22 protein-coding genes and 1 tRNA gene are annotated in these 26,576 nt (G+C 61.6%); 16 read left to right on the forward strand and 7 right to left on the reverse strand.

Translation table 11 applies throughout. The annotated features are described in order from the left end of the window. Positions 1–109: 109 nt before the first annotated feature. From CAG47_RS22510 to cysC, 3 genes are read left to right on the forward strand one after another with little or no spacing between them, the layout of a single operon-like run. Positions 110–9,151, forward strand: a complete 9,042-nt coding sequence (locus CAG47_RS22510; RefSeq protein ID WP_371917237.1) for an Ig-like domain-containing protein — start codon at positions 110–112, stop codon at positions 9,149–9,151. 43 nt (positions 9,152–9,194) lie between these two features. Next, entirely contained in the window at positions 9,195–10,709 is a 1,515-nt protein-coding gene (locus CAG47_RS22515) for a TolC family protein (RefSeq protein WP_085727553.1), read from the forward strand. Then, positions 10,693–11,298 carry an adenylyl-sulfate kinase gene (cysC, locus tag CAG47_RS22520; RefSeq protein ID WP_085727555.1) on the forward strand — a complete coding sequence of 202 codons (606 nt, stop codon included), beginning with the start codon at positions 10,693–10,695 and terminating at the stop codon, positions 11,296–11,298. The genes CAG47_RS22515 and cysC overlap by 17 nt, the downstream gene beginning before the upstream one ends. A gap of 12 nt (positions 11,299–11,310) precedes the next feature. On the opposite strand, the gene CAG47_RS22525 is transcribed toward cysC, so the two are convergent. Then, entirely contained in the window at positions 11,311–12,069 is a 759-nt protein-coding gene (locus CAG47_RS22525; protein WP_007975649.1) for a slipin family protein, read from the reverse strand. 2 nt (positions 12,070–12,071) lie between these two features. Beyond that, positions 12,072–12,605, reverse strand: a complete 534-nt coding sequence (locus CAG47_RS22530) for an NfeD family protein (protein ID WP_085727557.1) — start codon at positions 12,603–12,605, stop codon at positions 12,072–12,074. 199 nt (positions 12,606–12,804) lie between these two features. On the opposite strand from CAG47_RS22530, the gene CAG47_RS22535 reads away from it, so the two are divergent. From CAG47_RS22535 to CAG47_RS22585, 11 genes are all read left to right on the forward strand, one after another. Then, entirely contained in the window at positions 12,805–13,266 is a 462-nt protein-coding gene (locus CAG47_RS22535) for an aminoacyl-tRNA deacylase (RefSeq protein WP_085727560.1), read from the forward strand. Positions 13,267–13,398: 132 nt separating this feature from the next. Beyond that, positions 13,399–13,644 carry a DUF2789 domain-containing protein gene (locus tag CAG47_RS22540; protein WP_085727562.1) on the forward strand — a complete coding sequence of 82 codons (246 nt, stop codon included), beginning with the start codon at positions 13,399–13,401 and terminating at the stop codon, positions 13,642–13,644. Positions 13,645–13,726: 82 nt separating this feature from the next. Next, positions 13,727–13,972, forward strand: coding sequence for a type II toxin-antitoxin system prevent-host-death family antitoxin (locus CAG47_RS22545; protein WP_085727564.1), 246 nt, complete (start codon positions 13,727–13,729; stop codon positions 13,970–13,972). Next, positions 13,962–14,243 (forward strand): type II toxin-antitoxin system RelE/ParE family toxin, encoded by a 282-nt coding sequence (locus tag CAG47_RS22550; protein ID WP_085727566.1) that lies wholly within the window; start codon positions 13,962–13,964, stop codon positions 14,241–14,243. Before CAG47_RS22545 ends, CAG47_RS22550 begins: the two co-directional genes overlap by 11 nt. A 129-nt stretch (positions 14,244–14,372) precedes the next feature. Further along, positions 14,373–14,801: a MarR family winged helix-turn-helix transcriptional regulator gene (locus CAG47_RS22555; RefSeq protein ID WP_177409062.1), complete on the forward strand. Its 429-nt coding sequence runs from the start codon at positions 14,373–14,375 to the stop codon at positions 14,799–14,801. Further along, on the forward strand, positions 14,798–16,870 hold the full coding sequence (locus CAG47_RS22560) for an FUSC family protein (protein WP_085727572.1): 2,073 nt from the start codon (positions 14,798–14,800) through the stop codon (positions 16,868–16,870). The genes CAG47_RS22555 and CAG47_RS22560 overlap by 4 nt, the downstream gene beginning before the upstream one ends. Continuing rightward, positions 16,867–17,076 carry a DUF1656 domain-containing protein gene (locus CAG47_RS22565; RefSeq protein WP_007987399.1) on the forward strand — a complete coding sequence of 70 codons (210 nt, stop codon included), beginning with the start codon at positions 16,867–16,869 and terminating at the stop codon, positions 17,074–17,076. The genes CAG47_RS22560 and CAG47_RS22565 overlap by 4 nt, the downstream gene beginning before the upstream one ends. After that, positions 17,073–17,960, forward strand: coding sequence for an HlyD family secretion protein (locus CAG47_RS22570; RefSeq protein WP_085727574.1), 888 nt, complete (start codon positions 17,073–17,075; stop codon positions 17,958–17,960). The genes CAG47_RS22565 and CAG47_RS22570 overlap by 4 nt, the downstream gene beginning before the upstream one ends. Further along, positions 17,957–19,405: an efflux transporter outer membrane subunit gene (locus CAG47_RS22575; protein ID WP_085727576.1), complete on the forward strand. Its 1,449-nt coding sequence runs from the start codon at positions 17,957–17,959 to the stop codon at positions 19,403–19,405. The genes CAG47_RS22570 and CAG47_RS22575 overlap by 4 nt, the downstream gene beginning before the upstream one ends. A gap of 93 nt (positions 19,406–19,498) precedes the next feature. After that, entirely contained in the window at positions 19,499–20,134 is a 636-nt protein-coding gene (locus CAG47_RS22580; protein ID WP_085727578.1) for an NADH:ubiquinone oxidoreductase subunit N, read from the forward strand. 281 nt (positions 20,135–20,415) lie between these two features. Further along, positions 20,416–21,921 carry a YdgA family protein gene (locus CAG47_RS22585; protein WP_085727581.1) on the forward strand — a complete coding sequence of 502 codons (1,506 nt, stop codon included), beginning with the start codon at positions 20,416–20,418 and terminating at the stop codon, positions 21,919–21,921. Between the two features lie 63 nt (positions 21,922–21,984). On the opposite strand, the gene CAG47_RS22590 is transcribed toward CAG47_RS22585, so the two are convergent. After that, positions 21,985–23,514, reverse strand: coding sequence for an FAD-dependent oxidoreductase (locus CAG47_RS22590; protein WP_085727583.1), 1,530 nt, complete (start codon positions 23,512–23,514; stop codon positions 21,985–21,987). Between the two features lie 139 nt (positions 23,515–23,653). Between CAG47_RS22590 and CAG47_RS22595 the strand changes: the two genes are divergently transcribed. Both CAG47_RS22595 and CAG47_RS22600 read left to right on the forward strand, forming a co-directional pair. After that, positions 23,654–24,214 carry a YbhB/YbcL family Raf kinase inhibitor-like protein gene (locus CAG47_RS22595; protein WP_085727585.1) on the forward strand — a complete coding sequence of 187 codons (561 nt, stop codon included), beginning with the start codon at positions 23,654–23,656 and terminating at the stop codon, positions 24,212–24,214. 35 nt (positions 24,215–24,249) lie between these two features. Continuing rightward, positions 24,250–24,516, forward strand: coding sequence for a hypothetical protein (locus CAG47_RS22600; protein WP_256577515.1), 267 nt, complete (start codon positions 24,250–24,252; stop codon positions 24,514–24,516). Between the two features lie 77 nt (positions 24,517–24,593). On the opposite strand, the gene CAG47_RS22605 is transcribed toward CAG47_RS22600, so the two are convergent. The 4 genes from CAG47_RS22605 to CAG47_RS22620 form a co-directional block, all read right to left on the reverse strand. Then, complete coding sequence (locus tag CAG47_RS22605; protein ID WP_085727589.1) at positions 24,594–24,923, reverse strand: hypothetical protein; 330 nt, start codon at positions 24,921–24,923, stop codon at positions 24,594–24,596. Positions 24,924–24,985: 62 nt separating this feature from the next. Then, on the reverse strand, positions 24,986–25,516 hold the full coding sequence (locus tag CAG47_RS22610) for a DUF5384 family protein (protein WP_085727591.1): 531 nt from the start codon (positions 25,514–25,516) through the stop codon (positions 24,986–24,988). A gap of 10 nt (positions 25,517–25,526) precedes the next feature. Continuing rightward, complete coding sequence (locus tag CAG47_RS22615; protein WP_085727593.1) at positions 25,527–26,036, reverse strand: hypothetical protein; 510 nt, start codon at positions 26,034–26,036, stop codon at positions 25,527–25,529. 233 nt (positions 26,037–26,269) lie between these two features. Next, positions 26,270–26,346, reverse strand: a tRNA-Arg gene (locus CAG47_RS22620). Positions 26,347–26,576 lie beyond the last annotated feature (230 nt).

Below are 26,576 nucleotides of genomic sequence, written 5' to 3' on the forward strand. Positions count from 1 at the left end.
GGTGAGCAGCATGTGGTGGACCATTTTTGGCGGGGCAAAGGCAAAAGCACGGGTAGCCGAGGATCAGCGGACGCCAGCGGCGCCCATGATCATGTCCCTTGAGCCGCGCATGCTGTTCGACGGCGCCGTCGCCGCCACGGTGGCCGATACCGCGGCCCAGGCCGATAGCCATTCCACGGCCGATGCCGCCAAGGCACCGACCGCCGATCACCCGACGGCCAGCAAGGACACCCACGGCCAGGCCGATGCCACACCGGCGGCCAGTCCCGTTGCCGTACCCGGGCAGAGCGTGGTGTTCGTCGACTCCCGGGTGAAAGATGCCGACAGCCTGCTCCAGGGTGTCGCCCCCGGAACCCAGGTCGTGAAACTGGACGCCGGCAAGGATGGACTGCAACAGATCGCCGACTACCTCGATCAGCACCAGGGCATCAGCTCGGTGCAGATCATTGCCCACGGCAATGCCGGCGACCTGTGGCTGGGTGACAGCTATCTGTCGGCTGACAACGTCGAGGCTCGCAGCGCGGTGTTGGCGGAAATCGGCAAGGACATGAACGCTGGCGGCGATATCCTGATCTACGGCTGCTACACCGCCGAAGGCGAACGTGGCCTGAGCTTCGTCGATTCGCTGGCACAACTCACCGGCCGCGACGTGGCGGCCTCCAACGACCGCACCGGGTTGGGCGGCGACTGGGAGCTGGAGATTGCCACCGGCACCATCGAAAGTGCCAGCGTGCTGTCCAACCAGGCGATGCAGGATTATCAATGGGGGCTGGCGACCCAGACCGTCTCCAGCAACGCCGACAGCGGCGCCGGTACGCTGCGCCAAGCCCTGAGCGATGCGGTTGCAGGCGATATAGTCACCTTCAACGCCGGCATGACGATCGGCCTGAACTCGCAACTGGTCATCACCAAGAACCTCACCGTCGATGGCGACCTGAACAACGACGGGGTCGCCGATGTGACTCTCAACGGCCAGTACAAGACCCAGGTGCTCAAGGTCAATAGCGGTGTTACCGCCACCCTCGATGGCCTGGTCATCACCCATGGTCTGGCGGTCGGCCAGGGCGCTGCTGCTGGCACGGATGGCGTTAACGCGATGGGCGGTGGCATCGTCAACGCCGGTGACCTGACCCTGAAAAACGTCACGGTGACCAGCAACGCGGCTTCGGGTGGCGGCGGTGGCGGTGGTGTCGTTGCGCCTTATGCCGGCGGCCCGGTCGGCGGTGGCGGTGGCGGTGGCGGTGCGCTGGGCGGACAAATCGGTGGCCACGGCGGTACCGCCGGCACGGGTACCGGGACCTATGCCGGTACCAACGGTAGCGCCAACACCGGCGGCAACGGCGGCTCCTACAGCACCACCTACATGGGCGGGCGCGGGGGCAGCAGCGTCGGCGGCGCAGGGGCTATCGGGGCAAGTGGCTACAGTAGCGGCGGCGCGGGTGGCACGGCGAACAATGGCACTATTTCCATTGGCGGCGGTGGCGGTGGTTCCGGTTGGGACCGGGCCGGCAGGGCCGGCGCATCGGCCAGCGGCGGTATTTACAACGCCACTACCGGCACCTTGACCGTCATCGGCAACTCGGTGATCTCCGGCAACATCGCTGCCGGCGGTGGCGGCGGTGGCGGTGGCGGTACTGGCGGCTCCGCCGACCCCGGTGGCGCGGGCGGCAAGGGCGTCGGCGCCATCTGGAACAAGGGCACGCTGTTGATGACCGCCGCCAACTTCGCGGCGATGACCGGCAACATTGGCGGCAGCGGTTCCGGCGGCCCAGCCATGGGCGGAGGTGCCACGGGGAGTACTCCGACAGCGGTGGCCAATATCTACAACGACGGCGGTATTCTCAACACCGCCTATGCGGCAGGACCCACCGCGACCATTGTAGTGGCGGACACCGCGCTGAAAGTCGGCGAGACCTCGCTGGTGACCATCACCTTCAGCGAGGCGGTGACTGGTTTCACCAATGCCGACCTGACCATCGCCAACGGCACCTTGAGCGCCGTGAGCAGCAGCGACGGCGGCATCACCTGGACCGCCACCTTTACCCCGACTGCCAGCATCACCGACACCACCAACGTGATTACCCTGGATAACACCGGGGTGGTCAACGGTCTCGGCACGGCTGGCGTGGGCACCACCACCTCGAACAACTACGCCATCGATACGGTGCGGCCGACCGCGACCATCGTGGTCGCGGACAACGCCTTGAAAGTCGGTGAAACCTCATTGGTGACCTTCACTTTCTCCGAGGCGGTGAGCGGTTTCACCAACGCGGACCTGACGATTGCCAACGGCACGCTCAGCGCGGTGAGCAGCAGCGACGGCGGCATCACCTGGACAGCGACCTTTACGCCGACCAGCAGCATCACCGATACCACCAACCTCATTACCCTGGACAACACAGGGGTCGTCGACCTGGCCGGCAACGCCGGTACGGGTACCACGGATTCCAACAACTACGCCATCGACACCCAGCGTCCCACCGCGACCATTGTGGTGACCGACACCAACCTGATCGCTGGCGAAACCTCACTGGTGACCATCACCTTCAGCGAAGCGGTCACTGGATTCACCAACGCCGACCTGACCATCGCCAACGGTACGTTGAGCGCGGTGAGCAGCAGCGACGGTGGCATCACCTGGACGGCGACATTCACGCCGACCGCCAGCATCAATGACGCCAGCAACCTCATCACCCTGAACAACACCGGTATTGCCGATCTAGCGGGCAACGCCGGCAGCGGCACCACCAGTTCCAACAACTACGTGATCGACACCCAGCGTCCGACCGCCACGATCGTGGTCGCCGACAGCGCGCTGAAAATCGGTGAAACCTCGCTGGTGACCATCACCTTCAACGAAGCGGTGAGCGGTTTCACCAACGCCGACCTGACCATCGCGAACGGTACGTTGAGCGCGGTGAGCAGCAGCGACGGCGGCATCACCTGGACGGCGACGTTCACGCCAACCAGCAACATCACCGACACCACCAACCTGATCACCCTGGACAACACCGGTGTTACCGATCTGTCCGGCAATTCTGGATCCGGCACCACCGATTCGAACAACTACGCCATCGACACCCAGCGTCCGACCGCGACCATCGTGGTGGCCGACGCGGCTCTGGGCGTCGGCCAGACTTCGTTGGTGACCATCACCTTCAGCGAAGCGGTCACTGGATTCACCAACGCCGACCTGACCATTGCCAACGGTACGTTGAGTGCGGTCAGCAGCAGCGACGGTGGCATCACCTGGACGGCGACCTTCACTCCAGCGGCGGGCATCACCGACACGACCAACCTGATCACCCTGGACAACACCGGCGTCTCCGACCTGGCGGGCAACGCCGGCAGCGGTACCACCGATTCGAACAATTACGTGATCGACAGTCAGCGCCCGACCGCGACCATAGTCATGGCCGACCCGACCCTGAGCGCCGGTGAAACCTCGCTGGTGACCATTACCTTCAGCGAAGCGGTCACTGGATTCACCAACGCCGACCTGACCGTGCCCAACGGCACGTTGACCGCAGTCAGCAGCAGTGATGGCGGCATCACCTGGACCGCGACCTTCACGCCGAACGCCGGGGTCAACGACACCAGCAACCTGATCACCCTGAACAATACCGGGATCGCCGACCTCGCCGGCAACGCTGGCACCGGTACCACCAACTCCGCCAACTTCACGATCGACACCGTACTGCCGACCGCCACCATCGTGGTCGCCGATAGCGCGCTGAGAGTTGGCGAAACCTCGCTGGTGACCATCACCTTCAGCGAGGCGGTCACTGGATTCACCAACGCCGACCTGACCATCGCCAATGGCACCTTGAGCGCGGTGAGCAGCAGCGATGGCGGCATCACCTGGACGGCGACATTTACGCCGACCAACAGCATCACCGATACCACCAACCTGATCACCCTGGACAACAGCGGCGTACAGAACGCGTCCGGCAACGCCGGCAGCGGCACCACGGATTCGAACAATTACGCCATCGATACCCAGCGTCCGACCGCCACCATCGTGGTTGCCGACGCGGCTCTGGGCGTCGGCCAGACTTCGTTGGTGACCATCACTTTCAGTGAGGCCGTGACCGGTTTTAGCCTGGCCGACCTGACCGTGGCCAACGGCACCCTGTCCGGGCTGGCCACGTCTGACAACATCACCTATACCGCGACCTTCACTCCGGCAGCGGGCATCACCGACACCAGCAACCTCATCACCCTGGACAACACCGGTGTCTCCGACCTGGCGGGCAACTCCGGCAGCGGCACCACCGATTCGAACAATTACGTGATCGACAGTCAGCGCCCAACGGGCACCATTGTCATGAGCGACACTGACCTGCGCCCCGGCGAAACCTCGCTGGTGACCATCACCTTCAGCGAAGCGGTCAGCGGTTTCGACAATTCCGACCTGAGTGTTGCCAATGGCACGCTGAGCAACGTTTCGTCGAGCGATGGCGGCATCACCTGGACCGCGACATTCACCCCGACGGTTGGCATCTCCGACGCGACCAACCTGATCATCCTCAACAACACCGGGATTACCGACCTGGCGGGCAACGCCGGCACCGGCACCACCAGTTCGACCAACTACGCGGTGCAGACCCAGGTGCCGACCGCTACTATCGTCGTCGCCGACACTGCCCTGAACGTCGGCGAGACCTCCCTGGTGACCATCACCTTCAGCGAAGCGGTCAGCGGTTTCGACAATGCCGACCTGAGCGTCGCCAATGGCACCCTGAGCAACGTTTCGTCGAGCGATGGCGGCATCACCTGGACGGCGACCTTTACACCCACCGCCAATGTCACCGACACCAGCAACCTGATCAGCCTGGACAACAGCGGTGTGCAGAACGCCTCTGGCAACGCGGGCATCGGCACCACCGATTCGAACAACTACAGCATCGACACCCAGCGCCCGACGGCAACCATTGTGGTCGCCGACACGGCCCTGAACCTCGGTGAAACCTCGCTGGTGACCATTACCTTCAGCGAAGCGGTGAGCGGTTTCGACAATGCCGACCTCAACGTCGCCAACGGCACCCTGAGCGCGGTGAGCAGCAGCGACGGTGGCATCACCTGGACCGCGACGTTCACGCCAGCGGCGGGTATCACCAATACCAGCAACCTCATCACGCTGGACAACACCGGCGTTGCCGACGCAGCGGGTAACGCCGGCAGCGGCACCACCGATTCGAACAACTACAGCATCGACACCCAGCACCCGACCGCGACCATAGTCATGGCCGACCCGACCCTGAGTGCCGGTGAAACGACCCTGGTGACCATCACCTTCAGCGAGCCGGTGAGCGGTTTCACCAACGCTGACCTGTCCGTTCCCAACGGCACATTGAGTGCAGTCAGCAGCAGCGATGGCGGCATCACCTGGACCGCGACTTTCACGCCGGACGCCGCAGTCAAGGACACGACCAACCTGATCACGCTGGACAACACCGGCATTGCCGACCTCGCGGGCAACATCGGCAGCGGCACGACCAGCTCGGCCAATTTCACCATCGACACCGTGCTGCCGACGGCCACCATCGTGGTTGCCGACAACGCCCTGAGCGTCGGCGAGACGTCGCTGGTGACCATCACTTTCAGCGAGGCAGTCAGCGGTTTCGACAATGCCGACCTGAGCGTCGTCAATGGCACGTTGAGCAACGTTTCGTCGAGCGATGGCGGCATCACCTGGACGGCGACCTTTACACCCACCGCCAATGTCACCGACACCAGCAACCTGATCAGCCTGGACAACAGCGGTGTGCAGAACGCCTCTGGCAACGCGGGCATCGGCACCACCGATTCGAACAACTATGCCATCGACACCATGCGCCCGACCGCGACCATCGTGGTCGCCGACACGGCCCTGAACGTCGGCGAAACCTCGCTGGTGACCATCACCTTCTCCGAGGCGGTGAGCGGTTTCACCAATGCCGACCTGAATGTCGCCAATGGCACCCTGAGCGCGGTGAGCAGCAGCGACGGCGGCGTCACCTGGACAGCGACCTTCACGCCAGCGGCGGGTATCACCAATACCAGCAACCTCATCACCCTGGACAACACCGGCGTTGCCGACGCAGCGGGTAACGCCGGCAGCGGCACCACCGATTCGAACAACTACAGCATCGACACCCAGCGCCCGACTGCGACCATTGTCATGGCCGACCCGACGCTGACTGTGGGTGAAACCTCGCTGGTGACCATCACCTTCAGCGAACCGGTGAGTGGTTTCACCAACGCTGACCTGTCCGTTCCCAACGGCACGTTGAGCGCAGTCAGCAGCAGCGATGGCGGCATCACCTGGACCGCGACCTTCACGCCGGACGCCGTAGTCAAGGACACGACCAACCTGATCACGCTGGACAACACCGGCATTGCCGACCTGGCGGGCAACATCGGCACAGGCACGACCAGCTCGGCCAATTTCACCATCGACACCGTGCTGCCGACGGCCACCATCGTGGTTGCCGACAGCGCCCTGAGCGTCGGCGAGACCTCGCTGGTGACCATCACCTTCAGCGAGGCAGTGAGCGGTTTCAGCAACGCCGACCTGAGCATCGCCAATGGCACTCTGAGCGCCGTGAGCAGCAGCGATGGCGGCGTCACCTGGACGGCGACCTTTACACCCACTACCAACATCACCGACTCCAGCAACCTGATCACTCTGGACAACAGCGGTGTGCAGAACGCCTCTGGCAACGTGGGCAGTGGCACCACCGATTCGAACAACTATGCCATCGACACCGTGCGCCCGACGGCAACCATTGTGGTCGCCGACTCTGCCCTGAACGTTGGCGAAACCTCGCTGGTGACCATCACCTTCTCCGAGGCGGTGAGCGGTTTCACCAATGCCGACCTGAACGTTGCCAACGGCACCCTGAGCGCGGTGAGCAGCAGCGACGGCGGCATCACCTGGACGGCCACCCTGACACCGTTGGCAGCAATCACCGACACCAGCAACCTCATCCAGCTCGATAACAGCGGTGTTCAGGATGCGGCGGGCAATGCCGGTAGCGGCGTCACGAACTCGAACAATTACGCGATCGACACCCAGCGCCCGACCGCGACTATCGTCATGGCCGACACCGACCTGCGTCCCGGCGAAACGACCCAGGTGACCATCACCTTCAGCGAAGCGGTCAGCGGTCTGGACAGTTCTGATTTGAGCGTCGCCAACGGCACCTTGAGTGGCTTGAGCAGCAGCGACGGTGGCATTACCTGGACCGCGACTTTTACCCCGACGTCCGCAGTCACCGACACCAGCAACCTCATCACCCTGGACAACGCCGGTGTCACCGACGCGGCAGGCAATACCGGGAGCGGGGTGACCCACTCGGCAAACTACCTGGTGCAAACCAGTGTACCGAGCGCCAGCATCGTGATCGCCGACACGGCGCTCAAGGCGGGGGAAACGACTCTGGTGACCGTCACCTTCAGTGAGGCGGTCAGCGGATTCAGCAATGCCGACCTGAGCATCGCCAACGGTACATTGAGCGCCGTGAGCAGCAACGACGGCGGCATCACCTGGACGGCAGTCTTTACGCCAGCCACGAACGTTACCGACGCCAGCAACCTGATCACCCTCGACAACTCGGGCGTGCAGAACACTTCGGGCAACGTCGGCGGCGGAATCACCGAGTCGAACAATTTTGCCATCGACACCGCGCTGCCGACCGCCACCATCGTGGTTGCCGACACGCAATTGGGCATCGGCCAAACGACCACCGTGACCATCACCTTCAGCGAAGCGGTGAGCGGTTTCGACGTGTCGGACATCAGCGTTGCCAACGGCGTGCTGTCGAACCTGAGCAGCAGCGATGGCGGCGTGACCTGGACCGCGACCCTGACGCCGAAGGCCAATGTCAACGACGCAACCAATCTGATCGTGCTCGACACCGGTCGCGTGCAGGACCTTGCCGGCAACAGCGGCGCAAGCATCGCCATCTCCAACAACTACGCGCTCGATGGGACCCGGCCTACGGTGAACATCGTGGTTGCCAACCCGAACCTCGGTATCGGCCAGACCACCACCGTGACCTTCACCTTCAGCGAGGCAGTCAGCAACTTCGACCTGTCCGACCTGAGCGTGACCAACGGCGACCTGAGCAACCTGCGCAGCAGCGATGGCGGCAAGACCTGGACGGCGACCTTCACGCCGACGGCCAATGTCACCGACCCAAGCAACTTCATCGCCCTGGACACCCGCAATGTCACCGACCTGGTGGGCAACACCGGCAACACGGTGGCGGTGTCGAACAATTACAGCCTCGACAGCGAACTGCCGACCGCCACCATCGTGGTCGCCAACCCGAACCTGGGCGTGGGCCAGACCTCGCTGGTGACCATCACCTTCAGCGAAGCGGTCAGCGGTTTTGATTTGTCCGACATCAGCATTGCCAACGGCACCTTGTCCGACCTGAGCAGCAGCGACGGCGGCAAGACCTGGACGGCGACGCTGACACCGACCGCCAACATCAATGTCGCCAGCAACACGATCAGCATCTACTACGCCGGTATCAGCGACATGGCCGGCAACAGTGGCAGCGGCGTGAGCCAGTCGGATAATTTTGTCATCGACACGGTGCCGACCTCGTCCGTCGTGATCGTTTCGCCAGACCCGGATTTCCGCACCAGTACCCCGGTAACGTTGCCTGATGTGCCCAACGTGCCGCTGCAACCGTTCGTTTTCACGCCTCCGACGGGCAACCTCAGTTCACCGTTGACCTTCCAGCCGTTGTTCGAACAGCGGGTGATCGGCGACGGCATCCGGCCGTTGGGCGATATTTTCATCAACAACGGCGCGATGAGCCCGAGTTTCATCGCTCAGGTTTTCAGCAGCAGTGACAGCGGTGGCGATGGTTCAGGGCATGGTTTCCTCGGGTTCGGTGGCGGCGATGGCGGTGTGTTCAGCACCAGCACGTTATCGAGCCTGTTCAATCAGGACAGCGGTGCCGAACGCGATTCGTTGAACGCCTTTGGCAGTCAGTCGATCAAGTCCGGCGATGTTTCCCAGGGCCTGCGCGGAGTGTTTGGCGCACCGACCCTGGGCCAGCAACTGCAACAACTCAAAGACAACGAGCAGCAGCAGGTCGACAACCTGGCCGCCGCTTTGAAACTGGTCGGCATCAGCGAAATGCAGGCCTGATGAAAACTTCACTTTTGATGTGTCACCCAGGGGCGATGCAAGGATGAAAAGAAGTCATAAGTTGTTCGGCGCCAGCCTGCTGGCACTGGCGATCAGCGGATGCGCTGTCACCAGTGAGCCGATCGAACGCAGTGTCAGTGAGCAGCGGGCCAAAAGTGACCTGCAGAACATGTACAAGGGGCAGGAGCCTCTTGGCGGCCCCTTGACCCTGCACCAGGCCATGGCCCGAGCGGTGAAGTACAACCTTGAAGGCCGATTGAAAGTCATGGAGGAGGCCCTGGCCAAGCGTCAACTCGACCTCGCCAGTTTCGACATGTTGCCACGCATGGCGCTGGACGCCGGATACGTGGGCCGCAACAACGTCAACGCCTCCAGCAGCCAGAGTGTGCGTACCGGCACGCAGTCCCTGGAACCTTCGACCTCCCAGGACCGTGATCGCGATGTAGCGGACCTGACCATGGTCTGGAACGTGCTCGATTTCGGTGTCAGCTACATCAGCGCCAAGCAGCAGGGCGACCAGCGCCTGATCGTTCAGGAGCGTCGGCGCAAGGTGATCAACACCATCGTCCAGGACGTGCGCTCGGCGTATTGGCGGGCGATGGCGGCCGAGCGCCTGCTGACGCAGATCGACAGCCTGATGGCGCGTGTTGAAACCGCGCGCAACAACAGCCAGAGCATGAGCCAGCAACGCATTGGCGATCCGGTGCAGGCCCTCGGTTATCAGCGCTCGCTGATCGAAGCGACGCGCCAGCTGGAGGAGCAGCGCCGGGCGTTGTCACTGGCCAAGACCGAACTGGCGACCCTGATCAACCTGCCAATGGGCACGGAACTGACCCTGGCGACCGATAACGGTTATGAAATTCCCGAGCTCAAGGTCGATCTGGCCAGCCTCGAACAGGAAGCCCTGACCAGCCGCCCGGAACTGCGCGAGCAGGATTATCAGACACGCATCAGCGCCGCCGAGACCCGCAAAGCCATGCTGCGCCTGCTGCCGGGCCTGGAGTTCTCCGCCGGCGGACATTACGACAGCAACTCATTCCTGGTGGAGCAAGGCTGGGCCGACTACGGCGTCAAAGTCACCTGGAACCTGTTCAACGTGATCTCGGCTCCCGCTGCCATCGACGTGGCCAAGGCCGGTGAAGAAGTCGCCGTCGCGCGCCGTCAGGCGATGTCGATTGCGGTGCTGGCGCAGCTCTATGTGGCCAACGCCAACTACCGCGAGGCCTTGCGCCAGTTCAAGACCAATCAGCAATTGTCGGACATCGACGGGCAAATCGTCGGTCAGTTGCGCAACCGTCACCAGGCGGACGGTATTGGTGAACTGGAGCTGATCCAGGGCGAACTCAACACCTTGCAGGCCGACCTGCGTCGTGACCTGTCCTACGCTGACCTGCGCAACGCCTATGGACAAATCTTCGCCAGCGCCGGCCTCGACCCGCTGCCGGATCAAGTGCAATCGACGCAAGTCCAGTCCATCGCCACGGCCCTGGCCAACCGCGAAGCGGCCTGGGCGGCAGGTGATATTGCGGTGCCGGTGACGCATGCCCCAGCGCGTTGATGTGAAGCCCCCGACCGCGAGCATCAGTCGGGCTCAGCGCGAGCGGCGTAACGGCCATCGCGGCACGGCGATCCTGCTGACCGGCCTGCCGGCGGCAGGCAAGTCGACCCTCGCGCAAGCGCTGCATGCCGAGTTGTTTGCCCGCGGCCTGCAGAGCGTGGTGCTCGATGGTGACGGGCTGCGGGTGGGGCTCAATCGAGACCTGGGCTTCAGTGACAGCGATCGTCAGGAGAACATCCGCCGCGCCAGTGAATTGGCTGCGTTGCTGGTGGAGAACGGACAAATCGTGATCCTGGCGATGATTGCGCCGTTGGTGGAACTGCGCGATGTGTTCGCCCGGCGGCTGGGTGACGATTATCGGGCAGTCTGGTGCAGCGCGACCCTGGCGGTGTGCGAGCAACGTGATCCGAAAGGTCACTATGCCCGTGCCCGACGCGGTGAGTTGGCCGGGTTTACCGGGGTGTCTGCGCCGTACCAGGCGCCGGTCGATGCGGCGCTGGTACTCGACACCGGGGTACAGACGGTTGAAGCCTGCCTTGATCGATTGTTGACCTGGCTCGCCGAGTCCGAAGTGCTGCCCAGGTCCTGAAACGGCCGGCGTTCAAGGTTTCGACGACAAGTCCGCCATACCCTTGAGCAACTCGATCGGCAGCGGAAAGACGATGGTCGAGCTTTTGTCGCCGGCAATCGAGCTCAGGGTCTGCATGTAGCGCAGTTGCATGGCCCCCGGTTGGCGGCCCAGCATTTCGGCTGCTTGCATGAGTTTTTCCGAGGCCTGCAATTCACCCTCGGCGTGAATCACCTTGGCGCGCCGTTCCCGTTCGGCTTCGGCCTGCTTGGCGATGGCGCGGACCATCGATTCGTTGAGGTCCACGTGCTTGATCTCGACGTTGGCGACCTTGATTCCCCAGGCGTCGGTCTGGGCGTCGAGCACTTGCTGGATGTCCAGGTTCAACCGTTCGCGTTCGGCCAGAAGTTCGTCCAGTTCGTGTTTACCCAGCACCGCCCGCAGGGTGGTTTGCGCCAGTTGGCTGGTGGCGGCCAGGAAATCCTCGACCTGGATGATTGCCTTCTGCGGATCGAGTACGCGGAAGTACAGCACGGCATTGACCTTGACCGACACGTTGTCGCGGGTGATCACGTCTTGCGGCGGCACGTCCAGCACCACGGTCCGCAAATCGACCCTGACCATTTGCTGGACCACCGGAATCAGCAGGATCAGGCCGGGTCCCTTGACCTGCCAGAAGCGCCCGAGCTGGAACACCACGCCGCGCTCGTACTCGCGCAGGATGCGAAACGTCGACCCTGCCAGTGCGATGAGCAACAGCAGGAGCGCGACAAGACCCAATTGCAAACCCATGACTATTCTCCGCCCGGCGCCGCGTCAGCCGCGGCCACTTGCAGCAGCAAACCCTTGCGTCCCACCACCCGTACCCGTTGTCCGGGTTGCAGTGGCGTTGCGCTGAGCACTTGCCATCGTTCTCCTTGCAGATGAATCCAGCCGCCACAGGCGTTGCCGGCCTGCAATGACGTCACCGCCGTCACGCTGCCGAGTAGCCCGGCATCACCGCTGACGGTGTGGCGCGGTCGCGTTTTCAGGGCGTGAATAACCAGGTAGATCAGCAACAGCGCACTGACCAGCCCCAGGCCGATCATCAGCGGCACGGGCACATCGGTGTTGCTCAGGATCACCGCGCCAATCACGAACATGATGATGCCGCCAAGGCCGATCACGCCGTAGTTGGGCAGGGCAGCCTCGGCGATCAGGAACGCGATGCCGAAGGTGATCAGCCAGATCCCGATGGGGTTGGGCACCAACAGCACAACCGTGTCGGTGGCAAAGACCGATCCGCTCAACGCCAACAGCAACGCAACGGCACAGCAACGCGTGTTCACTTGACCCTCCGGGAGAGTCTTGAGGTGGCTCTGTAGACAGTTTAGTTGACCGGCGAGTTGTACGAATTTTGCTCAATTGTCGACGACGTCCGATGGGCGGATTTCCCGCCGGAGCGCGCCAGCGGGCCTAGACTTTGAGTACCGAAAGAACGTGTTAACCAGCGTCCGCCAGCGGTTGTCGCGGACACCGAGGTGCATCATGCGTATGGCAAGAACCGTGCAGCGCAGCCTGGAAAAGGCTCAATGCAACTACGACATCGTCAGCCACCCACACTCGGCCAGCAGCCTTGAAACGGCGCGGGTCGCAGGTATTCCTGCCGAACGGGTGGCCAAATCGGTGATCCTCGACGATCACCATGGGCATTACCTGATGGCCGTGCTGCCCGCCAGCCGTCATCTGGACCTGAGCAAAGTCCGCAGCAGCGGAGAGTGGCAGGTTTCCCGCGAAAGCAATCTGGCGCACCTGTTCGACGATTGCGAACGCGGCGCCGTACCGGCGCTGGGCGAATCCTATGGGTTGGAGGTGGTCATCGATCCGATGCTGACCCGGCAGAAAGACATCTATCTGGAGGCCGGCAACCACGTCAACCTGGTGCGCATGGACATGCCGGAATTCCTGAAAATGGTGCCGCATGCCGAGGTGCGGGAGTTGAGTCATTGAGAGTTGTTGCGTCAATGCTGCCGTCTTCGCGAGCAGGCTCGCTCCCACAGGGAGAACACATTTTCCTGTGGGAGCGGGCTTGCCCGCGATGACCGCGCAGCGGTCCCCCAACTTGATCATCAGGAGTTCGTCATGGAAAACCCAACCCACAACCTTCCTTCACTGTTCAAACAACTCGGCCTGCCGGACGACGCCGAGAGCATCGATAAATTCATCGCCACCCATTCACCGCTCAAACCGGAACTGCACCTTGCGGATGCCTTTTTCTGGAGCCCGAGCCAGGCAGAGCTTCTGCGTGACGAGATTCTCGATGACGCGGATTGGGCGGAGGTGGTGGATCAACTGGATGTGCTGTTGAGGAAGGGGCGGGGGGTGTAGAAAACTGATAGGCGGTGCTTGAGCGAGGTTGCTCTGATTTCAATAACTGACCAGAATTAAGACCTTATTTGAGGTCTTAATTATGCAAAGTGTATTGGCTGATAGGGCTGTCAGCGTTTCTGAACTAAAGAAAAACCCCTCTGCCGTTTTGAATGGCGCCCATGGAGGGCCCGTCGCAGTACTCAATCACAATCGTGTCATGGGTTACATGGTCCCTGCCGATGTGTTCGAAGCCATGATGGAACGCCTGGATGATCTGGAGTTGGCGGAAATCGTGCGTTCTCGTCGTCATGAGACGCCGATTTCGGTAACGCTGGATGACTTATAAGCTCGAATTTCTGCCGTCTGCACGCAAAGAATGGGACAAGCTGGGGCACACGCTGCGCGAGCAATTCAAGAAGAAGTTGGCAGAGCGGCTCGAACTGCCCCGAATCCCTTCCGACGCCCTCCACGGCATGCCCGACTGCTACAAAATCAAGTTGAAGTCATCGGGATATCGACTCGTCTACGAGGTGATAGATGAGCGAGTCGTCGTTTCTGTGGTTGCAGTAGGAAAGCGCGAACGCAGTGAAGTGTATGAGCGCGCCAGGAAACGTTGATGGTGCTCGGTAGGTCGCTGCACATTTGTTTCAAAACTTGACGGAAAATCCCCTCCAATGCGATATTGATAGTTAGCAAACTAACAGTGTGTATTTTCCCTCGTGCCCAATAACCTCGACGTTCTCCAGATGAACATCAGCAGCGCCATGGTGGTGGCCGCCAGGCATTGGCGCAAAATCTGCCAGACCACGCTGGCCAACTATGGAATTTCCGAAGCCTGTGCCGTTCCGCTGTTGATGATCGGGCGTCTGGGCGAGGGTGTGCGTCAGGTGACGGTGGCCCAGGCGGCAGGGATGGAGAGCCCGTCGCTGGTACGCTTGCTCGATCAGTTGTGCCATGGCGGTTATGTTTGCCGCACCGAAGACGCACAGGACCGTCGCGCCAAATGCCTGAGCCTGACCGCAACCGGTCGTGAGCTGGTGCAGGCGGTCGAAGTCGAGCTGGTGCGCTTGCGCCACGAAGTCCTTGAAGGCATTGACCAGAGTGACCTGGAAGCTACGCTGCGGGTACTGAGAGCATTTGAAGCGGCCACGCCGCCATCGGTGGGCAACTCTTGAACGGATTTTTCTCTGGCATGCCCCCGGCGCGGGACTGGTTCTACGGAGTCCGCACCTTCGCCGCATCGATGATCGCGCTGTACATCGCCCTGCTCATGCAAATGCCGCGTCCGTACTGGGCGATGGCCACGGTGTACATCGTTTCCAATCCATTCCTCGGGCCGACCACGTCCAAGGCGTTGTACCGGGCAATCGGCACGTTTATCGGCGCTGCGGCGGCGGTTCTGTTCGTGCCGATGTTCGTGCAGAGCCCCTACGTGCTGGTGGTGGTGATTGCGCTGTGGACCGGTACGTTGCTGTTTCTGTCCCTGCATTTGCGCACCGCGAACAATTACGCCTTGATGCTCGCCGGCTACACCTTGCCGTTGATTGCCCTGCCAGTGGTGAATAACCCGCTGGGGGTGTGGGACGTGGCCGAAGCGCGGACCGAAGAGATTTTCCTCGGCATCGCGGTGGCGGCAGTGGTTGGCGCGATTTTCTGGCCCCGGCGTCTGGCGCCGGTGTTCAATGATTCGGTGAGCAAATGGTTTGCCGATGCATCGACCTACAGCCTGCGCTTCCTCAGCCGCAGCGTGCAGCCTGAAGAAGTCAGCGCATTGCGAGCATCGATGGTCGCCACCTTCAATTCCCTGGAGTTGATGATCGGTCAGTTGCCCCACGAAGGCTCGCGCCCGCAGACGGTGCGTAACACCAAGGAATTGCGCGGGCGGATGATTCACCTGCTGCCGGTCATCGATGCCCTCGACGATGCGCTGTACGCCCTGGAGCGACGCACCCCGGAGCTTGTGGACAAGTTCGCGCCGTTGCTGGCCGCCACCTGCGAATGGCTTGAGCACAAGGATGCCGATCTCGGCCGCTGGCAAGCGCTGAAGGATCAACTCGAGGCCCTGCAACCTGCACCTGAAGCTCTGGATGACCGCAAGCAATTGCTGTTCTCCAACGCCATTTACCGTCTCGGCGAGTGGATAGATGTGTGGCAGGACTGCCGCAGCCTGCAATACGCCATCCAGTGCGAAAGCCAGGACAGCTGGCGCGCGGTGTATCGGCACTGGCGGCTGGGACGGCTGACACCCTTCCTGGATCGCGGCCTGATGTTTTATTCCGCGGCTTCCACCGTCGCCGCGATAATCGTGGCCTCGGTGCTGTGGATTCTGCTCGGCTGGACCGATGGCGGCAGCGCAGTGATCCTGGCGGCGGTGGCGTGCAGCTTCTTCGCCTCGATGGATGACCCGGCACCGCAGATCTACCGGTTCTTTTTCTGGACGGCGATGTCGGTGGTGTTCGCCAGCCTGTATCTGTTTCTGGTGCTGCCCAACCTGCATGATTTCCCGATGCTGGTGCTGGCGTTTGCCGTGCCGTTCATTTGCGTGGGCACCCTGACGGTCAAGCCGCAGTTTTACCTGGGCATGCTCCTGACCCTGGTCAACACGTCGTCGTTCATCAGTATTCAGGGGGCCTATGACGCGGACTTCCTCAGTTTCGCCAACTCCAACCTGGCCGGTCCCATGGGGCTGCTGTTCGCGTTCATCTGGACCCTGATCGCCCGGCCTTTCGGTGCCGAGCTGGCGGCCAAGCGCCTGACCCGATTCAGCTGGCGTGACATTGTCGGCCTCGCCGAGCCGGCCACGTTGTCCGAGCATCGGCTGCTGGGCATACGGATGCTCGATCGGCTGATGCAGCACCTGCCGCGCCTGGCCATGACCAGCCAGGACTCCGGCGTGGCGCTGCGGGAAGTGCGGGTGGCGCTGAATCTGCTGGACCTGCTCGCTTATACGCCGCGGGTCCTCGGTGTGCCGCAGGTGCTGCTGCGCCAGGTGGTGGCCGAGGTTGGCGAGTACTTCAAGGCCTGTCTGAAGGCCGGTGAACGCCTGCCGGCACCGAGCCCGTTGCTGATGACCCTCGACCGCACCCGCCGCGCCCTCAGCGGCGCCAGCGATGACGAAACCCGTCGGCATCTGCTGCACGCCCTGAGCGGCTTGCGCCTGGCACTGTTGCCCGGCGTCGAATTCGTCGGCTCCGCCGAGCCCGAAGAACCGCTTCCCCATGGCATCGATGGAGCGCCTTTATGATCGGAGACCTGGATCTGAGCGGGGTGTTCCTGCCCACGCTGCTGGTGCTGATGGGCATTACGTATGTGCTGTACCTGTTGGTGCACGGGGTGCTGACGCGCCTGCACTTTTACCGTCTGGTCTGGCACCGGGCACTGTTCAACGTGGCTCTCTACGCCCTGCTGCTTGGCGCCGTGGACTCACTCAGTCGATACCTGATGACATGAAAAAACCGTTCCTAACCCTTGGCCGTGTGGTACTGACCCTGCTGATCGTGAGCTTCGCCGTTGTCGTGGTCTGGCGCATGGTGATGTATTACATGTTCGCGCCCTGGACCCGCGATGGGCATATCCGTGCCGACATCGTGCAAATCGCCCCGGACGTTTCCGGGCTGATCCAGCAAGTGGAGGTGCGCGACAACCAGTTGGTCAAGCGCGGGCAGGTGCTGTTCAGCATCGATCAGGACCGTTTCAAGCTGGCCCTGCGCCAGGCGAAAGCGGCCGTCGCCGACCGTGAAGAAACCCTGGCCCAGGCCCAGCGCGAGGCCAAGCGCAACAAGGGCCTGGGCAACCTGGTGCCGGGCGAGCAACTGGAAGAAAGCCAGTCGAAAGTGGCCCGCGCCCAAGTGGCGTTGATGGAAGCCCAGGTGGCGGTGGACAGTGCACAACTCAACCTCGACCGCTCGGTGATCCGCAGCCCGGTGGACGGCTATGTCAACGACCGCGCGCCACGGACCCAGGAGTTCGTCAGCGCTGGGCGTCCGGTGTTGTCGGTGGTCGACAGCAACTCGTTCCATATCGATGGCTACTTCGAAGAAACCAAACTGAACGGTATCCATATCGGCCAGAGCGTCGACATCCGGGTGATCGGCGACAATGCGCGCCTGCGCGGGCATGTGGAAAGCATCGTCGCCGGTATCGAAGACCGTGACCGCACCAGCGGCAACAACCTGCTGCCCAACGTCAACCCGGCTTTCAGCTGGGTGCGGCTGGCCCAGCGGATTCCGGTACGGATTGCCTTTGACGATGTACCGGCGGATTTCCGCATGATTGCCGGGCGTACCGCCACGGTTTCGATCATTGACGACAAAAACCGGGAGCCCGAGCAATGAGCAAGGCCTCGGGTTTGGCGGTCGCCGGATTAGGCTTGCTGCTGTCGGCGTGCCAGATGGTCGGGCCGGATTATCATTTGCCCGAAGAGGCGGCCGTCCATCGTCCGGACTTGCAGGGCGATCTGGCCGTAGACGGTCAGACGGTGGTGTCCGCGCCGGTGCCAGCCGATTGGTGGCGTCTGTACAAGGACCCGCGACTCGACCAGTTGGTGCAGCAGGCCATGGCCTCCAACACCGATTTGCGTGTGGCGGCGGCCAGCCTGTCCCGGTCTCGCGCTCAGGTCGATGAGGCCGAAGCGGCGGGCGGCTGGAGCGGCGGCGTGCAGATGGGCGCCCAGCGCTTGCAGGAGTCTGGCCAGGCGTTCCTGTTGCCGGAAAAAGTGCCGGTGGCCAACATCGGTGATATCGGCATCAGCGCGTCCTACCAGTTTGACCTGTTCGGCACCTTGCAACGCGGCATCGAAGCGGCCAAGGCCAATGCCGATGCGACGCAGGCTGCCGCCGATACGGCGCGCATTACCGTAGTGGCCGATGTGGTTCGTGCCTACACCCAGGTGTGCGCGGCCAATGAAGAACGGGAAATTGCCCAGCACTCTCTCGACCTGCAAGCCCAGAGCACCACGCTGATCCAACGCCTGCGCGATGCCGGGCGTGGCGACGAAACCCAGGTCACCCGTTCGCAAACCCAATTCAAATCCCTGCGCGCCGACATGCCGCGTTATGAAGCGGCGCGTCAGGCCGGGCTGTACCGCCTGTCGATGTTGCTGGCCAAGCCGGTGGATCAACTGCCGGCCGGCACCGCCACCTGCGACGAGTTGCCAAAAATCGCCCAATTGATTCCGGTGGGCGATGGCGCCGCGTTGCTCAAGCGTCGCCCCGATGTACGGCAGGCCGAGCGTCGACTGGCTGGCGCGACGGCCGGTATTGGCGTCGCGACGGGCGAGCTGTATCCGAACATCAGTATCGGCGCGACCATCGGTACCGTCGGTATCCTCGACGATCTTGGCGACCCGTCCACCAACCGCTGGGGGTTTGGTCCGTCGCTGACCTGGAAAGTGCCGACCAACGGCGCCCGGGCGCGAATCCGCGAAGCCGAAGCCGTGACCCAGGCGACCCTGGCGCATTTCGATGGGGTGGTGCTCAACGCCATTCGCGAAACCCAGACCGGCCTCGCTCAATACACCGCGTTGTTGCAACGTCGTGATGCCCTGGCCGATGCCGAGCAATCGGCAAAACTGGCGGCCGACCAGACACATCGCTTCTTCCAGGCCGGCCGCGCCTCGTTCCTGGCCGACCTGCAAGCCACCCGCACCTACATCGATGTCACGGCGCAATTGGCCGCTGCGAACTCCCAGGTCGCCGCCAGCCAGATCGATTTGTTCCTCGCGCTGGGCGGTGGCTGGGAAAGCGGACGAACGCAAGCGTCGAACGCCAGCAAACCCTGAGGCCGTTGCTATGCTTTGAAGTGTTGGAGGGGCGCTCCGAGCAAAGCGCTCTTTCTTCGTAAAAGGCTCGCGCAGGTCAGGGGGAAACCAATAATGAAAAACCCTTATGCTCTCGGCTTCTGGTGCGCCATCGTGGCATTGGTGCTGCTGTCGGCCACCTATTTCTACGGCATCATGCTGGCCCACCAGATCGACAAGGCTCTGGTGTTCCTCGACAGTGCCGTCGCGCTGATTGCGGTGATGTCCATTGCGGCGGTGGCCTGGGCCTCGGTCCAGAATCAACGCATCAAAAAAAGACAGCTCGAACAAGGCAAGACCCTGGTCCTGATCTGGGACACCAAGGTGGCATTGCGTCGTCTCGAAACAGCGTTCGACCGCTATTTCTGGGGCAGTTACTGGCAACCGGGGCGCACGTTTCAGGAAGTCATGGGCGAGTTGACCGGCACACCGCTGGAAAAAAGCCTCGAATCCCTGAAAAAACAATGCGTGGCGCTGGACCGGCAGGTGGCTGACGACGGGCGGCACTGGCTCAGCAATGCCCGGGAACTGGCCGATGTCGCCACGGCCATGGCCCGTGAGCGCTATCAACTGGACGTCTGCGACCCACGCGCGGAAGTGACGGGCGGGGCAGTGATCAACCGCGACTTCGAAGTGCTGGTGTACACCTGGACGGCGCGGCTCAAAAGCTTCGATCATCAGCTCGATGAGATCGAGGTTCAATACTCCTGAGATCGCTATCGTCGGAACGCCGCCCGGAGCGTGCTCGCTCCTACAGGAATACGCATTTCCCCTGTAGGAGCGAGCATGCTCGCGATGGCGATTGAATGCACAGCGAAAGATTCAAACTCGGCAAACACCCCCCCAAGACACTCTTTCACCTTTAAACATTGGGCCGTTCGTCGCGCCCGGTGCTAATCTCCACTCCACTTTCAGCGCAGTCGAGCCGCAACCCATCATGGGTTCAGGGAAGACGACCACACTTTCAACAACGGACATTGAACGGGTCATACATGAATAAATCAGCAGGCGTGCTACTGGGAATCGTTGTCGCAATCGGTGCCATCAGCGCAGGCGGAGCCTGGTTCACCGGCACCAGGCTCGAAGGTGTGTTGAACACCTCGATTGCCAATGCCAACAAGGAACTGCAAACGGCCATGGTCGGTTCCAACGGCACCGCGTCGCTGGAGCTGGTTTCGCTGGAGCGTCATGTATTCAGCAGCACCGCGCACTACCGCCTCAAGGGCGAAGGCGAAATGTTCGGCGATGCGCCGGTCGAGTTGCTGTTTGTCGATCACGTCGAACACGGCCCGCTGCCGTTCTCGCGGCTGATGTCGCTGAAGTGGTTGCCGGTCATGGCGACCAGTCACTACGAACTGGAAAAGACCCCGCTCACCGAGAAGTGGTTTGCCGCCGCCAAGGACAAATCCCCGCTGACCGGCGTGGTCAACATTGGCTATGACAATGCCACCAAAGGCACCCTCGAATTGCAGCCGCTGGAAATGGCGCTGGATGACAAGTCGAGCATGAAATTCTCCGGCCTGAGCATTGATGTCGATGCCAGCGCCCAGGCGCAGAAGGTCAAGGCCAACGGTTACATGGACAGCCTGAAAGTGACCACGGTGTCCGAAGACCAGGCGCCGGTGCAGGTTGAATTGAATGGCCTGACCCTGGCCAGCAACCTGACAAAAAGCACCTACGGCTTCTACACCGGCGAGAACGTTCTTGAGCTGGCCAGCGGCAAATCGACTTTTGGCGTCAAGCAGTCGGTACTGGACTTCAAGAAGTTCGAAATGAAAAACCTGACCGAAGAAAAGGGCAGCAGCGCTTCCGGTCGCGCCGATTACAAGGTCGGCGACGTGTCCCTGAACGGCAAGTCCATCGGCTCCGGTGCGCTGGCCATGAGCCTGAAGAACCTCGACATTCCGGCCACCCTGTCGTTGATGCAGGTCTACCAGAGCAAACTGCAGCCGTATGAGCGTGCGGCGGCCGAAGCGACGGCAGCGGGCCTGCCGGCACCGGAGCTGAAACTGACCGAAGCCGAAGAGGCACTGCTCAAGTCCAGCCTGGAAAAACTGCTGGCGGCCGGTCCGCAGGTGGCCCTGGAAAACCTGTCGTTCAACACCGCCAATGGCGAGAGCCGCGCCAATCTGGTGCTCGACCTGACCAAGCCGCAAGCCATCGATCTGCCGACCGACCAGTTGGTCAGACAGCTGATCGCGCTGCTGGACTTCAAGCTGCAAGTATCCAAGCCCATGCTGGTCGATGTGCTGACCCTGCAATCGCAAATCGACGGTCAGACCGACGCCAAGCTGATTGCCGACCAGGCCACCGCCACCGCAGACATGTTCAGCAGCATGGCGGTCGGCAGCCAGCTGGCAAAACTGGATGGCAACAACATCGTCACCAACTTGCACTACGCCAATAACCAGGTGGATTTCAACGGCCAGAAAATGACCGTTGAAGAGTTTGCCGGTTTTGTCATGAGCAAGTTCTCGGGTGCTGTCGCCACCGAATAACGGCAGCCCTTTACCCGGTAACGCCCGGCCTCTGCATCGCGCAGACGCTGGGCGTTTTGCTGTCTAGGGTACGTCACGGATCAGGCGCCATGCCTCTTCCCATGGCAACGGCTGTTTCATCCGCTCGGCGAGCATCGCCATGGTCCGATCCATCTCGCAGGCTACCGCCGCCGACACCACGCCGTTTTTTCCGAACAGGCCGATGAAGGGCGGATCGCAAGGGTCGCCCTTGAACTCGACTTCGTCCCAGGATCGGGCATGCCCGAGGTAGTCGTAGGTCTTGCCGAAATGCAAGGTCCAGAAATACGGCACGTCGAGGTAATGCTCGTCGCCACCGAGCATATTGGCCGCAGCGATCCGCGCCTGTTGTTGGGCCAGTCGCCAGTGTTCGATGCGCAGATGCTGATTGTTCATTTGGAACATGGCGATGTCGCCAGCCGCCCAGAGGCCGTCGGCCACGCGCATACCGCCGTCGACGCGCAATGAGTGATCCTGCTCTTTCGCCAGGCCGGTGAAGGCAGCGGTTGCTGGTGTGACGCCGATACCCACCAGCACCAGATCAGCTGGCAAGTGTTGGCCGTTGTCCAGGTGCACGGCTTCGACTTTGTCCGTCCCTTCGATCCGTACCGCATTGCCCAGGGTATGAAACACGACGCCATTGGCCTCATGCCGCGCACGAATGGCCTTGCCGACCGTGTCACCGAACTGTTTGGCGAACGGCACGTCGTGGCGGGCCAGCACGGTTACATTCAGGCCAAGCTGGCGCAGGGACGAGGCGGACTCCATGGCAATGAAACTGTCGCCGATGATCACGACTCGCTGGCCGGCGCGGGCGCTGTCGAGAATCTGCCGTGCATGGATTCTGGAGCGTAAAACAAACACCTGCGGCAGGTCGGCGCCGGGCAGCGTCAGTGGCTTGGGAACGCCGCCGGTGGCCAGCAGCGCGGCGTCGTAGGTCAGAGACTGGCCGTCAGTCAGCCGCAGCGTCCGGTTTGGCGCATCCAGGCTGGCCACCTCGCCTTGCAGGCGTTCGATCCGTTGTTCGCGGTAAAACGCTTCGTCCCGCAGTGGTGGGAGCTCGTGCAGCGGCATCTCCCCGGCGATCACGTATTTGCTCAGCGCAGTGCGGTCGTATCCGGCCTCGGCTTCGCGGTCGATCAACAGCAACCGGCCACCGAAGCCTTTCTCGCGCAGCGCCGCTGCCGCCGCCGTGCCTGCCGCGCCAGCGCCGACAATGATGAACGTCCGCGAATCGTCGGCCGGTGGGCTGTGAGCGTCCGGCAACGGCTGGTCGCCGACCCAGATGTCGCCGTCACGGATTTCCAGGGGGTAGCGCTTGAGGCTGTCCAGGGCTGGCGGTTCACACAACCCGCCATCCTCGATCCGGAACTGCGCCTTGTGCCACGGACAGGTCAGGCGCCCGTTGCATACCGCGCCGTCAGCCAGCGGGGCGCCGGCATGCGGGCATTCGGCCTGATAAGCGCGCAGTTGCTCACCGGCCCGCAACAGCAGAATCCTGCTGTCCTGGACTTGCACTTCCAGACCCCGGTCTTCGGGCACATTGGCGACACGCGCAACGCGATGCAGAGTCATGATTGCTCTCCAGACAGACATTTCACTTATGAGTCTGGCGCCAATCGCGAGGTTCAGCCAATTCCCCCTGCCAAGGCGTGAACGGTCCGGCTATAGTTTGCACGCCGACGACGGCCCAACACGCACAAGGTGCTCCGGTATGCCCCGATTGACCTCAATGAACCCTTGGCTCGCGGCCGCAGTTGTCGCCCTTTGCGTGCAGTTCCCGGCGCAGGCCCAGGAGCGCTTCACCCTGAACATTCCCGGGGTCTCCGATGACCGTCTGTTCACGTTGGCCGCTGCAAGCGATTCCGCAGGCTGTGGCGGGCACAACATTTCCCCGGCGTTGAACTGGAACGCCGGCCCGGCAGCCACCCAAAGCTACGCCATCGTCATGCACGACCCGGACGGCCAGAAAGGCCAGGGTCTCGATAACTGGGTGCATTACGGCATCAAGGCCGGCACCCACCAGATCCCGGCGGGCGCCGGGAGCAAACCCGGCCTCGAGGGCGTCGGCGGCACCAATAGCAAGGCAACCACCGGTTACGTCGGCCCTTGCCCGCCCGTTGGCGACAGCGCGCACCACTACATCATCCAGATCTACGCCCTGGACCTGGCTCCGGACGCCTTGCCTGCCGGCCTGACCCGTGCGCAACTGCTGGAAAAAATCAAAGGCCACGTCCTGAGAAACAGCAGCGTAGTACGGCGTTATCACCGCTAAAGCCTGACCATTGAAGTGCGCAGCGTTCCGCGGATTTGGCATCCAGCCCGGAAAGCGCGCACTATCAGGCTATAGCCGATGCGTTGGAGGATGCCGTGGCAAAAAAAATCGACCGCATCGCCCAAATGCTCAACTGCCCGCAAAAGGGTGAAGAACTACGGCGTGCGATTACCGAGAGTCGCAAGGATTTTCTGCTGAATCAGCCGGAAGAAGACGTTGTTGAAGACGACGACCTTGAAGAAGCGTTTTTCGAGGACGACGAGGATGATGAATACGACGAGTTCGACTGGACCACAGAATGAAAAAAACCGCCTCGGCGGTTTTTTTTGTGGGGCCAGGCAAAAGCCCTGATGTGCTGTGCCTGGCGTACTGACAAGCGTCAGAGCCCGTTGGGAAGAAATTTGGTTGCGCCGCTGACGTCGTCGATTTTCTTGATGCGAAAGGCTTTCAGGCAAGTTTCGTCGCGGGTGTTGGCGTCGGAGCAAAATTGCTTGATGAAGTCGGCAAAGACCATGTCCTGGCCATTAACGGTGAGGACGCGCTTGTAATATTCGCCATTGATGCCTTGGGCTTGACGACTGGTGGTCATCTCCTGATCCACCACCAGACGGCCGTGCAGGTCGACAGCTGAAATCTGGTTTTTGGGATCTTCTTTGAAGCAGGCGCTCAGGAGTAGTCCCGCAGCAATTAGCGTAAATAAACGCAGCATATGAATTCATCTCTGAGAACGGATGCCCCGGACCAGGGGTCCGGGGACGATCGATAGGAAGATTACTCGCCGAACAAGCGACTGGAGCGGTTGACTTCCGCCTTGCCGGCATCTTCCAGCAAAGACTTGGCACCGGAGGTCACATTGCGTGCCGAGTCGGCTTCGGACTGGATCACGTCGGTGCGTGCCGCGCTATTGCGCAACTCCGCATCGATGTAGTCGTTGGCGCGTGCGGTACGTGCGCGCTTGTCCTGTAGTGCCAGGCGGCGCTCCTCCAACTCCAGTGCGCGCAACTCGTCTTCATAGTTTTCTTCACGGGTTTGAACACGCTTGTGTTCAATTTCCTGTGACTTGCGCTGCTCAGCGGCCCTTTGCGCAGCCGCTTGCTGTGCCGCTGCCCGTTGCCGACGATCCGCAGCGATACGAGCATCCTCACGTGCCTGGTCGGCCGCCGCCTGACGCAGGCGTTCGGCCTGATTGGCTGCTTCAGCCTGTTTGGTTTGCTGTTCGATTTGATACAGATTGTCGAACTGGCCTGCCAATGTCGGCATGGCGAGCAGTACGAGGGCGGAGCCCAGAACGATATGTTTCATGTCCGATCCCTTAGCTTTTCTTGGGTTCTGGACAGGTTGCATTCGGCTGAATGCGAGTTTCGTTGGAGACTGTCATCACCATCAGGGAAATTTCGCCAACCTTGAACTCACAAGGGCGACCCACCTGGGTAGACGTGTAGATCTTGCCGCTTTCGGAATAACCAATCAGCACGCCCGGAACCAGGGTGGTGTCATCTACCAGCGAGCCTGCCATGGCGCCTGCAGCGCCACCGGCTACACCGCCGACAATGGCTGTGTCGGTGTTTTTCGTGTTGCCCAGTGCGGCACCACCGATCAGACCCAATACCCCGCCCGCCATCATGGCTGCTTTCTTGTTCTTTTCGTTGCTGACTTTGATCTTGCTCGGCGAAATCGTGAGAATTTTTACCGTTTTAGCTTCCTGCTGAGTGTTTACCTGACTGGCATCGAACACATCTGCTTGATACTCCTCACCGGACGTTTGGCAACCAGCAAGAACAGCAGCGATCGACAGTACCAGGCAACGCTTTAACATCATCATTTCCAATATCTCTATGAGCGTAAGAAATCCCGAGCGGGACAATCCATTGTGATTTGAGGCAATGTGCCATCATTCTAAACAAACTGAAGAAGGTAAGGCCAAGAAAACTTTGGATTGGATGTGGATTCGCTGCTCTGGGCATCGACGCCCTGAGCCTGTTCGATTTCCTGAAGATGACGCCCACAAAAAAGCCCCAGACCCATAAGGCCTGAGGCTTTCTCGTTACAGCGGTATGGCGCACCAGGCGGGATTCGAACCCACGACCCCTGCCTTCGGAGGGCAGTACTCTATCCAGCTGAGCTACTGGTGCAATGCGGGCGCCATGATACTCATATGCGCTGCGGGCGTCCATGCTGCTGAATCGCCTACATTTATTACAAGCGTAACGTGCATTCGCTACGTTGATCAGAAAACATTGGCAAAAGCGTCGTTTTCGTTCTTTTTTTCGAACAGGCTATTGTCCTTTACCCCCTTTGATCCTAGGATTCGTTTGAGATTTCAAACGCTCTTGTCTGGGTGCTGAACCGCACGATTTGAATC

The organism is Pseudomonas sp. R37(2017), from assembly GCF_002113375.1.
Classification (GTDB): Bacteria; Pseudomonadota; Gammaproteobacteria; order Pseudomonadales; family Pseudomonadaceae; genus Aquipseudomonas.